10 protein-coding genes and 1 pseudogene are annotated in these 13,182 nt (G+C 46.9%); 5 read left to right on the top strand and 6 right to left on the bottom strand.

The genetic code is table 11. From position 1 onward, the window contains the following. Positions 1 to 372 (top strand): annotated as a pseudogene (locus RM811_RS06795) (glucose-6-phosphate isomerase); the annotation flags it as partial. Positions 373 to 549: 177 nt separating this feature from the next. After that, positions 550 to 1,554 (top strand): adenosine deaminase, encoded by a 1,005-nt coding sequence (add, locus tag RM811_RS06790; RefSeq protein ID WP_402522153.1) that lies wholly within the window; start codon positions 550 to 552, stop codon positions 1,552 to 1,554. A 22-nt stretch (positions 1,555 to 1,576) separates the two neighbouring features. On the opposite strand, the gene RM811_RS06785 is transcribed toward add, so the two are convergent. Then, the gene (locus tag RM811_RS06785) at positions 1,577 to 2,167 is read right to left on the bottom strand and encodes an outer membrane protein (protein ID WP_402522150.1); all 591 of its coding nucleotides are present in this window, start codon (positions 2,165 to 2,167) and stop codon (positions 1,577 to 1,579) included. Between the two features lie 213 nt (positions 2,168 to 2,380). Between RM811_RS06785 and RM811_RS06780 the strand changes: the two genes are divergently transcribed. Further along, on the top strand, positions 2,381 to 4,864 hold the full coding sequence (locus RM811_RS06780; RefSeq protein WP_402522149.1) for a hypothetical protein: 2,484 nt from the start codon (positions 2,381 to 2,383) through the stop codon (positions 4,862 to 4,864). Between the two features lie 81 nt (positions 4,865 to 4,945). Here RM811_RS06780 and yciH read toward each other — a convergent pair whose 3' ends face one another. After that, positions 4,946 to 5,281, bottom strand: a complete 336-nt coding sequence (yciH, locus tag RM811_RS06775) for a stress response translation initiation inhibitor YciH (protein WP_402522148.1) — start codon at positions 5,279 to 5,281, stop codon at positions 4,946 to 4,948. Positions 5,282 to 5,444: 163 nt separating this feature from the next. Between yciH and RM811_RS06770 the strand changes: the two genes are divergently transcribed. Beyond that, on the top strand, positions 5,445 to 7,049 hold the full coding sequence (locus RM811_RS06770) for a hypothetical protein (protein ID WP_402522146.1): 1,605 nt from the start codon (positions 5,445 to 5,447) through the stop codon (positions 7,047 to 7,049). Positions 7,050 to 7,051: 2 nt separating this feature from the next. On the opposite strand, the gene RM811_RS06765 is transcribed toward RM811_RS06770, so the two are convergent. Next, positions 7,052 to 7,657 carry an HD family hydrolase gene (locus RM811_RS06765; RefSeq protein ID WP_402522144.1) on the bottom strand — a complete coding sequence of 202 codons (606 nt, stop codon included), beginning with the start codon at positions 7,655 to 7,657 and terminating at the stop codon, positions 7,052 to 7,054. Positions 7,658 to 7,940: 283 nt separating this feature from the next. On the opposite strand from RM811_RS06765, the gene RM811_RS06760 reads away from it, so the two are divergent. After that, entirely contained in the window at positions 7,941 to 8,636 is a 696-nt protein-coding gene (locus RM811_RS06760; protein ID WP_402522142.1) for a hypothetical protein, read from the top strand. Positions 8,637 to 8,866: 230 nt separating this feature from the next. Here RM811_RS06760 and RM811_RS06755 read toward each other — a convergent pair whose 3' ends face one another. The 3 genes from RM811_RS06755 to RM811_RS06745 form a co-directional block, all read right to left on the bottom strand. Next, positions 8,867 to 9,904, bottom strand: a complete 1,038-nt coding sequence (locus RM811_RS06755; protein WP_402522154.1) for a DUF2333 family protein — start codon at positions 9,902 to 9,904, stop codon at positions 8,867 to 8,869. A 385-nt stretch (positions 9,905 to 10,289) separates the two neighbouring features. Beyond that, positions 10,290 to 12,236 carry an EAL domain-containing protein gene (locus RM811_RS06750; RefSeq protein ID WP_402522140.1) on the bottom strand — a complete coding sequence of 649 codons (1,947 nt, stop codon included), beginning with the start codon at positions 12,234 to 12,236 and terminating at the stop codon, positions 10,290 to 10,292. A 72-nt stretch (positions 12,237 to 12,308) separates the two neighbouring features. Beyond that, the gene (locus RM811_RS06745) at positions 12,309 to 12,989 is read right to left on the bottom strand and encodes a transglutaminase-like cysteine peptidase (RefSeq protein WP_402522139.1); all 681 of its coding nucleotides are present in this window, start codon (positions 12,987 to 12,989) and stop codon (positions 12,309 to 12,311) included. Between the last annotated feature and the right edge of the window lie 193 nt (positions 12,990 to 13,182).

Raw genomic sequence — 13,182 nt, 5'->3', positions numbered from 1 at the left:
CAGAGTCAGGCCATGATGCAGGGTAAAACACTGGAAGAAGTCCGGGATGAGCTTTCTGCTTCAGGCATGAGCCAGGAAGAAGTAGAGCGACTGGCGCCACACAAGGTAACCCCTGGTAATCGCCCAAACAGTATGATTGTTCCAGAGAAGATCACACCGGAAACCACCGGTGCCCTGATTGCCATGTATGAGCATAAGGTCTTTGTTCAGGGCACCATCTGGCAGGTTAACTCTTTCGATCAGTGGGGTGTTGAGCTGGGTAAAGTGCTGGGTGACCGTCTGATTGAGAAAATCCGATCTGTGGAAGAGACCACTGATCAGGACAGCTCTACCAATGGGTTGATTAAGCGGTTCAAGCAGTTTAATCACTGATTCATCATTACATCCAGTGTCTCTCATGGGGACGCTGGACTGCCTGTAATATCAACCCTTAAACTTATCCATCCTTCGAGCCATACACAGATAAGAGCAAACATGAACGACCGGTATTCAACCCATTAAAATCCTGTACCATTGCTGCTACTAACAGCAACAGCCAGGCATTAGTCAATGATCACCACCTCCCTTCCCCTTACCGATATCCACCGCCACCTTGATGGCAATATTCGCCCGGCCACCATTCTGGAGCTGGGTCAAAAGTACAACCTGAAGTTACCAGCCAATAACCTGGAAGATTTGATTCCTCATGTACGCGTCATCAATCAGGAACCTGATCTGGTCAGTTTTCTCAGCAAGCTGGACTGGGGGGTTAACGTTCTGGCCAATTATGATGCCTGCCGCCAGGTCGCCTACGAAAACGTAGAAGACGCGCTGAATGCCCGGATTGATTATACCGAACTTCGTTTCAGCCCATGGTATATGGCAATGACTCATGGCCTGGATCCGGAAGGGGTCGTTGAAGCCGTGATTGATGGTGTTGCTGCCGGTAGTCGTGACTTTGGTGTCAAGACCAACCTTATCGGTATTCTGAGCCGTACTTTTGGACAGGAAGCCTGCCAGAAAGAACTGGATGCCTGCCTCGCGTTCAAAGATAAACTGGTGGCTATTGATCTGGCCGGCGATGAACTGGGTAAGCCCGGTGAACTGTTTGTGGATCACTTCCGTCAGGTTCGTGATGCAGGTCTTCAGATCACCATTCATGCCGGTGAAGCTGCGGGACCCCAAAGCATGTGGCAAGCCATCAAAGAGCTGGGAGCTACCCGAATCGGTCATGGGGTTAAAGCCATTTATGATCCGAAACTGATGGATTACCTGGCAGAACATAAGATCGGGATTGAGTCGTGCCTGACGTCCAACATTCAAACCAACACGTTCCCCAATATCGAAAGCCATCCCCTCAAGCAGTTTCTGGATCACGGTGTACTGGCCACCATTAATACCGATGACCCCGCCGTTGAAGGTATTGAACTGCCTTATGAATATGAGATTGCGGCGCCCGCCGCCGGACTGTCCGCGGACGATATTCGCCAGGCACAGGAAAACGGCCTGACCCTTGCTTTTTTGTCTGATGAGGAAAGGGCTGCTCTGAAGTCAATAGCAAGCAGCCGAACATAACTCTTACAGGGGGGGCGAATGGTTAGAAAAATAACTGTACGCCAATGGTAAACAGATGTTCATTAACGGCGAATTCAGAGCCACCATCAAACCCGGCGTCACGGTACTGAATGTACCGATAATCCAACCGTAGCCGGGTTCTATCGCTGAGCAGAAACCGGGAACCAAGCCCAATCATATACCCGGTTTCTCTGGTGTCACCATTGTCTGTAGAGGAACCATCGGTTTCTTCGGCTTCAAAATGGCCATTTAGCAGGCCAAAACGGCCAAACACATCCGCCTTGCGTCCTACGGGCATACCCACTAAAGCGGACACACCATAACTGTTACCCCGTGTCGCTTCCAGCCTTACAGCGCCTGATGATTGTGTTGCTTTAGAGTTACCAGCACTGAATTCTGCCTCCAGAGCGACAAATGCGTGACCACCGTATTCAACTTCATAGCCCAGATAGCCGCCGTAACGCATACCCTGCGCTCCCATATCCACATCCACACCGTTTATATTTGAGTCAACCGTCACACTGGACATACCAACATGGGCGCCGGTATAGAAACCATCAGAAAACGCGGGTGCGGACAGTGTTAGCGCAGCGAAAAAAATCCATTTTTTCATTGTTATATCCTTGTTATTTGGTTCTGGCCGTTTTCAGACCAGAAATCATTACAACATATTCCCGGAAGATTCTGAACCACCCCCCCCCCCTGACTTTCATTCATCTTTGCAGTCCTTTCCGACGAGCCGTTATCCAGCAATCAGCCATTCTGCCGAGTAATTATCAGTAAATACGGGGGTTTAACGCCTGAATTAAAGCAAAGGATACTGGTCATGGATTCAGAGCAAATTAAAAAAAACCTAATCAATGAGCCACTTTTCAATATAAGTGGCCCGATCCATCAGGAAAACGAGTGTTCTCCTGAGCCAGCTCCTGATCATCGAAAGCTGAAAGGACAAGTGATTGCCCAGCCTTCGGATAATGGCATTTTACAACCCACTGATTGTCACATTGACCCATGGGATAATGAGTCGGCATCCATTGAACAACAACTTCTCTCTGATATTTCTGAATTGGTGACAGCGTCCATCAGTGACAAAATGGATCTGAAAAAATACCTGTCAGATCTTTATAAACAGACTCATGAATTAATGACTCGATATAACCAGAGAATCCAGAATCTTCTGATCGAAGAGCGTTTTCTTTACCGCCACTCCTCAGAAACATCAGCTCTGATGATTCGCGGATTGATGCCACCACTGGAAGAAATTAAAGCACTGGAAAAGTCATTAACCTCAACCAGAAAAAAAACAGTAGAAGAGTCGATCGAGCAGTTACAGAAATCCGCAGGTAAAGAGCTGGCAAACGTTGAGCAAGTATTGAAGGATGCAAAAAGCCGGATAACCAAATACACCCAACCTCTGAAACCAGCACAGATAATACAGAGACAACTGGATCAACGCCTGGCACAAGAGGCTGCAGAACTACAACATCAGATTCAGAATTCTGCACCTGAAGAGCTATTAAACAGCAGCATAACAGCCTCAAATGCAATACTGGCTACACCACCTGTAAAGAAAATATCTCCACAAATCAGTACCACGAGTGCAGAAAAAGAACTGTCTACAGAAGACCTGACATCAAAACAATTAAAAATGCTCGTACAGGAACTGGAGAATAGCAGCCCGGAAGCCAGGAAACGGACCAGTCAGGCTATCTTGCGTTATGTGGAATCTGAGTATCAGCACTATGCCCCTCTTCGACCATTCCTGTCAGTAGCAGGCGAAAAGAGTGATTTACTGTCAATGAATCCTGATAAAGCCTGTAAAGCCTGTCAGGATGCCATCAGCTTGCTTGAGAATACGCCCACATCGATAAATGAGGCGTTGAACAATAATCTGCCACTGGGCGAACTCATCCAGATTGATAAGGCGATCAATAAACTGGCTGCATTTGATAAAAAAATACCCGGCGAAGTATGGCAGCTACTGACAGAGCTTACTCCCCTCGGTGCGGATGGCAGGTATCATCTGTTAAACCTCTTATGCCGTAAACTCCTGCTGGATGGGCCGACGCCACTGACTCAAAAAGCCGTCATCAATAAGTTCAAAGACGTTGGAAATTATATATCCCTCTTTAAAGAGGCCACCGAAGACGCAATCTTTGATCAGCAGTTTCTGGCGGTCTATGGCCATGTATTTACTTCCCCCACCCACCTGAAGAAAGCACTCAATACGGTGAATAAGCCCCATGAGCTCAATGCACTGCTGAAAATATTCCAACGAGTAAATAGTCATGGGGAAGTGCTGCTATCAGAAGCCACTGAAAAACTGAAGGCTATGGGTGATGAACAACAATCAGGATGTCTTCGCTCTGGTGTCAGAGCTTATGAATTTCTTTTCAGTGAGCTGCCAGGTCGAATCTCCGCTGAAATCAGTCGTTTTAGACTTTCAGAACCTGGCTCAACCCACAAACAGTTAACACAATCACTGCTTGCAAAGTTTTCTGACTATTACAAAGCAATTGATCTGGCAAAGAAGCTGGGTGGAGAAATTGATAAGCCGTTTCACCACAGCATTGACCAAAATATTGACCAAAACATTCACCAAAACATTCACCAAAACATTCACCAAAACATTCACCAAAACATTCACCAAAACATTCACCAAAACATTCACCAAAACATTCACCAAAACATTCACCAAAACATTCACCAAAACATTCACCAAAACAAGGTAGCCACTCAGTTAATAAAAGAACTATCAGAGCTTCTGATGGCTGCTGAGCAGCCTGAAAATGGCCAGCCTGATCTACTGAACAGTATTTTTGAAGACTTACAGGCAGTGATCAATCAATCACTACCAACCAGTCAGATCATGAAATCCATGGCCAACTGCAGGGGAAGTATTATTGAAGCGCTACAAAAGAAACTGCTAACGAATAGTCTGGCAAGCACGTTCATTAAACAATTCCTTCAGATCCAGAGTCTGCTGGAAAATCCAGAAGCAACGCCCACTTCCGAAACCCGGTTCCAGACTCCGGAAGAACTGACTGAAGCCATATCGACACTGGAAAGTAGCGCTGCACCGAAGTGGTATAACCAACTGTTTACAGGCCAGCTTCAGGAACATAGGGAAAACACGCTGGATACGGTCCGAAGCCTTCTTATTGCCTGCCAGCAAATCACTGCGGCACCAAGGCATATAGCCAGTTTCATAGAAGCAATGATTTTGGAGATAAAGAGAGACAATGATGACCCCCTCCTTAAGCAGCTTGTTTCAGCACTGGAAAACTACGCAAACCAACTGAAGCAATAACCAATCGCTGTCCGCTGTCCGCTACCCGAAAAAGCCGGACCCGCTTGCGCTTTTACGGGAAGCGGCTAGCGGGAAGCGGTCTTAACCGCCTGCCCTTTTAGCATCAAAGCCCGCTTTTTTCAGATGATCCACCAGGGTATCAACATGGTCTCCCTGAAGTTCAATATTGCCATCTTTAACAGCACCACCACCGCCACATCGCTTCTTCAGCTGTTTGGCAAACGCTTTTAAATCATTTCCTGCCAATGGCAATCCACTGACAACGGTAACCACCTTTCCTCCCCGTCCTTTTTTTTCCGGGCGAACACGGACCGTACCATCGCCAATTATCTCTTCTTTGGCTTTTTCTTCCTTAATACGTCCAACTTCAGTGGTATAGACTAACCTGCTTTCAGAGTTACCTTGATGGTTGCTCATAAATGGCACCTGGTTCACAAAGCCATCTTTTTAACGTCGGCAGCCGCAATTGTCGAGCAAATACGTCTGTTTTTCCCTATTCCCAGGGAACTTTGCGAAGTTTCTGCACTCAAACCCTTCCTTTAGATTATTTACAATAATCACAGGAAAAACTCATTCGATAATGTTAACTCCAGTATCACCACCAGGTTATCCCCTTGGCTCTCACGATCTCGTTGCACGCCAGGAAATGCAACACGGCAGAGCCAGTCATCAAAGAGAACACTCAACCAATCAGGATAATAATGTCAATGTGCTGAAAAGAAAAATAATAAGTCATGATGTTAATGACAGAAAGATACCAAAAGAAAAACAAATTTCAAAAATACCAACTCAGTATCAAGCTGATTATATAACCTATAAACTGAAACGAGCTGGGCAGATTTATTCAGAAAGTAAGTTTTTTTGTGCCTTATATGAACTTAAAGAGTTTTATGATGTAAACGAAGGTAAATTCACCCCTGCAAATGTCCATACATTCGCAATTTCAACAATTATTCGCCCCATCACACAGATTTTACACAAAGCAAAAAAAGATGATAACAACGGAAAATGTATCTTTGATAACCAAAACAAACAACTCAGTGTAAGTTCCATATATGAATTCGTAAAAAAAATAAAAACCTCCAATCTGCACCTGCTTCATTCCATGGCTACCCTGGCTTTCGCAGTAGGAGAAAAATTACAGGAATCAGATAATAGAACTGATGCCAACCACTATTTGCAACTTGCCCTCAGTTATCTTGAGCCTATAAAGGTTACAGAGCAGTCCATTCGAACCAGGATTATAATCTACCAGAAACTGAAGAACTATAAAGAAATAAGGAAGCTAACTACCCTTTATCTGAAAAACGGCCCTGAGATTAATATTCCAAACAATGTATTTAGAAAATATAAAAAACACATCTCAGAAAATCTGATCCAAGCACTGATCCATTTAAATGAGTATCCACTTTTACGACAGTTGATCATCCCTGTCATTGGTATTAACGAAACCGAAGCACTGATTGGCGCCAGCCAGACACCAGACAACGAAGCCAAAAAAATAGCAGCTGAACAAAAAGCGCATTTGAACTCATTCCACCTGTCTAAAAAAGAAATTCTGGACTGCTTTTTTTATGATACCGAAAATGCTCAACCTCTTCGTAAAATAGTATCAATAATATTGAATAAAAAAAATAAAGTTCCCTACGCTAATCTACGGTGCGCACTTGATAATATTGACCATTCGTGGGGACAGGTTGCTTATAAATTAAGTAGGGCTTGCTCGGAAATCGAAACTACAGACAGGACTGAAATTGGCCTTTGTCTGCTCAGGAGATTGGCCTATCAAGGCTTGTTTGAAAAATTCGCTAGTTTGGTGGATGAGTTGTTAATGCTTCACCCCAGAACAGACAGCGAGACCTCCAAAAGCTTTATCAAACGCTGTGAAGATAATAGGAGGTTAAAAGTGGAGATCAATCAAACACTCTATAGAGAGGGTATATATGTAAAAAATTACTATACAGACTTACGAAACAAATATATTGAATTTGAGTATCAACTAAGACTCACTATTACGAACCAAAGGTTATTCCTATCATCAGGGAAACAAGAGCCTCTCGACAAGAAGCTGAGGCTTCAAGGGTGCTATAATAATCATTCTCGTCTGATGCAAGACGCTCTGAATTCTTTAAAAAAACTCTGGTTACAGAAATTTCCCCACACAGTACGGACTCAAACAGCGTAACCTTACCCATCCTGAAGCCAGCCATTTCTGACAGAAAGATCAATCTGCCCAAGGACATAAGTCCACAGCTTGGGTGCCAGATCCTCCAGATGCCGGTTACGCTTCAATACCTGACTGCGGGCTACCTGATACTTTGCCCAGGTGCCGCCTTCACTTTCCATATTCTGGATAACAGGCAACAGACAATCCATCGCTTTGGCAAAGCGGGCATCGGGCGTTTCCACCTGCTCGAATTCCAGCCACAGTACTTTCAATTCCTGCGCCTGCTCTTCAGGTAAAAGACCAAACAGGCGTTCTGCAGCCAGCATTTCCTTAACTTCCTGCCCGGACAGCTCAGCACTCTCGGCAAAAGCAAAGGTATCCCCTGCATCAATCTCAACAATATCGTGGATAAGCAGCATTTTTATAACACGGCAAATATCAACCGGCTCCTCTGCATACTCCTTGAGAATCATGGCCTGCACAGCAATATGCCAGCTATGCTCCGCACTGTTTTCCTGCCGGTTGTTATCGGGCTTTACCATGGTTCTTCGATAAACAGCCTTGAGCTTATCCAGCTCCCTCAGGAAAGTCAGCTGTTGATCAAGTCTGGAAGTAATTTCAAACATATGTCTTGAACCATATTGCTAATTGAGAGTCAAAGAGAGTGAATCCTAACAGATCACCCTGGGGGCTGCGAACATTCACCCATGCAAATCAAATAGTTAGGGAAGTGGCATTGTAGAAAGTACCAGCCCTCCGTCATTCTCGCGAAGGTGGGAATGACGGTGGTATATTCTTAATTACAGCTTGCCTTATACGAAACAAAACACACAAACCCAAAATCAATCTATAGAACGGACTCTTCAAAAAATTTCAGATATTACTGAATAAACATCCCGGAGTATCTGGATGAGTTGCCCCATTTCCACACCAAATAGCAATTATTATTTCCATGGCCTCTATTCAAAGCCTGCAAATCATAAACAAGACAATGAAATAACTGAAGCTCATGCCAGTGCCGCACCTGGAGAGCAAACTGACCGTGAAGCACTGTCCGGGGAAACAAAGGGAATATCCGCCAGAAAATGTGAGGTCATCGATGAGCCAGAAACTTTTATTGCGCGGGCCAAACGCTTGTTGTCAAAAATCCCTGCCATTCTCTGCGTTCCACTCAGGATAGGCACCACTTTACTGAATGTGGGTATTTTTGCCGGTTACTATGTCACGGTTATGACCATTACCGGAGTTGGAGCTCTGACAGGAGCCCTGACCGGGCTGGCTGCAAACATAAAAGCACGCATTGCTTCAAGCCCGGCGGAAAAATCTCTGAAGGACTACACCATTACCTATGCACATGAGACATTTGAGTGGCTAACCTTTCCATATGAAAAACTGCCAGAGAAATTTAAGGGTTCAATATTTCCAGCTATTTCAGGAGCGGTTCTTTTTCTTTTTGAAACTGCGGCTATCCCCGGCAAGCGGCTACCGATGGAAGCGTATGAAAAAGTTTGTTCTGAAACTTATACAGCGACCAGACCCTATGAGCCTGTCACTGCCATGACTGTTCGCCTGTTTGAAGTAACAAAGAGCTTTATTCAGGGTTGATTCAGTCTATTGCCAGCTACGTCTTAATAATAACGAGCCTTTAAGTTGAAGGCCCGGAATATAAAGAGTAACTACTACATGCTTTCAATGCGTTTGACGTGCTGGTTGGGTCGAACGGAGTGAGCCCAACAATTTTACCAATGATTACAGGATGATTACAGATAGCTTGTTGGGGCTCGCATTCGCTCGACCCAACCTACGTCACCTATCAATCTCATTGCAACCATGTACTACCCTTGTTCCAGCAAACGACGTAAATCAATAATGGCCGCATTCGCCCGGGAAATGTAATTAGCCATTACCAGAGAATGGTTTGCCAGGAGGCCAAAACCAGAACCATTCAGGATCATGGGACTCCAAACGCTATCCTGAGTCGCTTCCAGTTCACGGACAATCTGACGAACACTAACCGTTGCGTTTTTCTTGTCCAGCACATCCGCAAAGTCCACCTCCACAGCCTTCAGAAGATGTATCAGTGCCCATGCACTACCACGGGTTTCATAAAAGACATCATCAATCTGTGACCAGGGTGTTTTCACATCAACCAGGACAACACTATCCGTAGATTGGGTGGCACTGGCATCACCCGCCAGATCGGTGTTCAAACGAGGCTTACCCACACTGGCACTCAGGCGCTGGGAAAGGCTACCCAGGCGAGTCTCTACATCACCCAGCCAACGGGTCAGATTATCAGCCCGGGCATAAAACTGGGCCGAGTCATTGGGGTCTGACAGCCGTTTCATATAGCTTTGCAGCTTATTAATTCCCCGCTGATATTCACGCTCACTGGAAGGCAGGATCCAGCTTTTGGCATCAAAATTAAACTGAGGCTCAGCAACCGCCAGATCCGGGTCTTCCCGAGACTGGGACTGAGAACGGCTGAAATCCTTACGCATCGACCTGGCCATATCCCGCACCTGAACCAGTACGCCAAGTTCCCAGTTAGGCATATTATCCATCAACACACCTGGTGGCATAAGGTCATTACGCAGAAAACCACCGGGCTTATTCAACAACGTATCCGCCAGCGTATAAAGTGTTGCTGCTGTGGTATAGCCGGTGACGACATTCTGTCCTCCGGCGGTTGCCACTTTTTCAGCATTGGCCTGTACCGAAAACAGCGCAGGTTCCTGACTCCAGTACCAACCCACAAGAGAGAGCAGCAGTATCAGGATACCAGCCCCAACCAACAGGGCTTTACCATGAATCAAACCCGAGAGGTTCTGAATCCCCGACTGAACGGTCTGTTTAATCTTTTCCAGCGCCATAATCTCCTCGTTCGTCACCGGTCAGGCTTATTATCCTGAATATGGCGTTCCAAAATGGATGCGCTTACCGGGCAGCCATTATCCGCTAATAATGCGGGTTGTGCGAGTATCTACTTTTAAGGCCGCTGTCCGCCCCCCGCTACCCGCTGCCCGCTGCCCGAAAAGGCGCAAGCGAACCGCTTTTGCGGGTAGCGGACATTCTCCTCGTTCCCATGCTCTGCGTGGGAATGCATACGGTACTGGCAGCACGAGGGACAATCTCTCTTTACCGGGGTTGGCAGGAGTTTCATGCTGGTTGTTTCATTTGTGGCGGATTCGGTATGCATTCCCACGGGGGACCGTGGGAACGAGTTTGAGGCGGGAGGCGGGAAGCGGACATTAGCAATTACAATCGTTCCGGCCGCCCCAGGTAATATCCCTGACCACCAGCAACCCCCAGCTGTTTTAATGCCTCCCACTCATCCTCACTCTCAACTCTCTGAGCCAGAACACTGATATCTCTGGACTCCGCCAACATGGCGAGCGTTCTGATATAAAGCTGGTTTTCATAGCTGGAGGCAATATCTCTGGCAAAGCTGCCATCAACCTTCAGGTAATGGGTGTTGATAATCTGAAGAAAGGTCAGTGCCTGACTGGCAACCCCAAAGTGGTCAATAGAAAACTGACAACCGGTTGCCACCAACTTCTCCACCCGCTCAGCTACCTTCTCACCCACCAGCAACAAAGTCCGCTCCGGTGTTTCCAGGATCAAACGCCTGGCCAGATCCTGTCGAAGCTTGAGAGCATCCAGCAGCCAGTGATAGAAGTCATCATCCATCAGGGAGTAGGGTGAAATATTCAGACAATAAAGCTGATAGTCATCCCGGTCATCAATATAGTCAGCCAGCGCAAAAAAGACGGCTCGGTCAAACTCGGCATAAAGATCATAGCGCTCAACAATGGGTAAGAAAGAGTCAGCAGGTACAAGATCACCCTCCAGGTTCAACCGTGCGAGAACTTCGGTAAACGCAACTTCACCGTTCACATCCAGAACTGGCTGTCCATACAGCTCAATCTTGCCTTCAGACAACACCTCTTTCAGCTTTTCGAGCCACTGGTTATCACTCCACTGCATATATGGATAACCCGTTTCACCACTGACATCCGAGACATCCCGGCAATTCTTCACCCGGACTTCAAGTTCGAGCTGTTGCTTGTCACCCTGTTCCAGAAGGAGCTCTGGCTTACAGCGCCCCTGATGAGTAACCGAAGCAATATGTAAACTATTGCTGCCTTCGGGAGAAGAGAAGAACTCCATAGACGCCAGAACCCGGAACAACAGATCTGTAATCTTCCGATTTTCACTCACGCCACAGGCTGGCACAAAAACCGTAAAGCTCGACCCCGTCATCCGGCCGGAAAAAGCTTCTGGCCAGGACAACAGGGTTTTGCCAACCCAGTGACTGATGCTCACCAATAGCTCATCCACAAACTTCTGACCATGATTACGATTCAGCACTTCCAGCCCTCTTAGCTGAATCATAATAAGGCTACCACCGGCCTCACCCGTTTCTTCGGTTAAAGCGATAGTCATCCGGCTCTTGAATGCCTTGCGATTCAGCATACCGGTCAGAGGGTCTTTAACTGACTTGCGGCGCAGCTCCTCGGTTAACGCGACTTGTTCAGAGAACGCTGTTCCCAGCTTGCCTGCCATCCGGTTCATCGCCTGAACAACCCTGCGCAGATCGCTGGTCTTTGGCAGCTCCGGCTGTATTTCAAAATGTCGTTCACAAATCCGGTTTGCCTGTTGCTCCATCCTTTTTAAAGGCCGCAGTACAACACCCAGAAGAATATTTAAACCAACGATGGCCAATAACAAACCGACGCTGAACAGCAATGCATCACCACGAACCTTGGACCAGAGACTCCGATAGGCATAACCCGGATGACTGGCCACCAGAAGCTGCCCTATTGGCACCCAGCCTCGGTTAATCTCACTGATCACTTCTGGAGCATCAAGATTCACCAGCCTTACAAACCAGTCAGGAACACCCTCCAGAGTGACCGGGTGCTCACTATTCACCAGTACGTTACCGGACATATCCGCCAGACGGATCTGCCGGTAATAGCCCCGATCGAAGACCGCATCAATCATGGAATCAATCACCGCAACATTTCCGGCCTCGGTTGAAGCAATGGCAACGCCCAGAGAGGTCGCTGTATCCTGAGCGTGGGAATTCAGCTGTTCCTGCAGGTTTTGCCGGGTGTCATTAACCGTCCGCATGAAGCTTCCGGCAAACAGCAGGATTAATAGCAGCGTTAGATATAGCGCCAGTTCACGAAGTAGTGTCATGGTGGCATCCCTGTGCACTTATAAACGGTGCATTTATAAGCGGTGCATTTATAAGCGTCGCCAGTACGATCATCAACTGCTCCCATCATTCAATCGTCCCTGACTATTGGATTTCTGCAACCGTTTTCGAAGTTCAGTCCAGGTTTTAAGATTATCAGACTCTCCGACCCGGACCCCTTCACCCCGTTGGCGGGATAACCAGAGCCCGTCCCCGTTAAAATTGTAAACCGGAACCAGATCCTTCCTGGTACTGGCAGGGCGAATCTCACTGATCAGATTATCAAGAATCAGGGGTTCCTCACCGGGGCTGGCAAAATAACTGAGCACCATATGGGCCTGATTAAGCTCCACCGCCTTTACATAAGTAATTCTCAGTTTTTCATCGGGAACACCCAGCTCCCTGAGGGTATAATACTTGGCGATGGAGAAATCCTCACAATCCCCGGCACCACTGGCCAGAAACTCCACCGGCGTCGCCCAGAAATCCTCCTCCCCCCAATGATCCATATCACTCACAAAGCGCAGACGATTAAAAAAATCATTCACCTCAACCAGCTTTTGCGGCTCGGACAGCTTCTGGCTATAAGTCATCAAATTCTGCCAGTGATTAAGCCGCTCAACCGCAGCAACACCATAAAGACGTCTGGCACTTTCTATTAATGCTGTGCCCACCACCAGATCTCCGGCCAACACTGCAGCAAAGAACAAATGTCCCCATTTTGATGGAAAAAAGTGAGATAGCTGAGATAGCATCCAGAATATTACCAGCCGATTCGTGATCCTCTATAGAATCGGCAGCGGTAAGGGTGGACTGTAAGGAAAAACCGAGACAAGACGATAACAGGGTTGGCGGCTGGCTAAATCTGTGCGTATAATTCCACCCGCTTCAGGGCCTATAGCTCAGTTGGTTAGAGCAGTGGACTCATAATCCATTGGTCGGAGGTTC

This window comes from Endozoicomonas sp. (assembly GCF_031844845.1).
GTDB lineage: Bacteria > Pseudomonadota > Gammaproteobacteria > Pseudomonadales > Endozoicomonadaceae > Endozoicomonas.
This window is presented reverse-complemented; position numbering and strand designations above follow the sequence as displayed.

Bases quoted from the DNA above. Each gene is read 5' to 3' on its own strand.
- yciH (WP_402522148.1), bottom strand. From the start codon at position 5,281: ATGAGCAACCATCAAGGTAACTCTGAAAGCAGGTTAGTCTATACCACT.
- RM811_RS06785 (WP_402522150.1), bottom strand. From the start codon at position 2,167: ATGAAAAAATGGATTTTTTTCGCTGCGCTAACACTGTCCGCACCCGCG.
- add (WP_402522153.1), top strand. From the start codon at position 550: ATGATCACCACCTCCCTTCCCCTTACCGATATCCACCGCCACCTTGAT.
- RM811_RS06780 (WP_402522149.1), top strand. From the start codon at position 2,381: ATGGATTCAGAGCAAATTAAAAAAAACCTAATCAATGAGCCACTTTTC.
- RM811_RS06755 (WP_402522154.1), bottom strand. From the start codon at position 9,904: ATGGCGCTGGAAAAGATTAAACAGACCGTTCAGTCGGGGATTCAGAAC.
- RM811_RS06760 (WP_402522142.1), top strand. From the start codon at position 7,941: ATGAGTTGCCCCATTTCCACACCAAATAGCAATTATTATTTCCATGGC.
- RM811_RS06750 (WP_402522140.1), bottom strand. From the start codon at position 12,236: ATGACACTACTTCGTGAACTGGCGCTATATCTAACGCTGCTATTAATC.
- RM811_RS06745 (WP_402522139.1), bottom strand. From the start codon at position 12,989: ATGCTATCTCAGCTATCTCACTTTTTTCCATCAAAATGGGGACATTTG.
- RM811_RS06765 (WP_402522144.1), bottom strand. From the start codon at position 7,657: ATGTTTGAAATTACTTCCAGACTTGATCAACAGCTGACTTTCCTGAGG.
- RM811_RS06770 (WP_402522146.1), top strand. From the start codon at position 5,445: ATGTTAACTCCAGTATCACCACCAGGTTATCCCCTTGGCTCTCACGAT.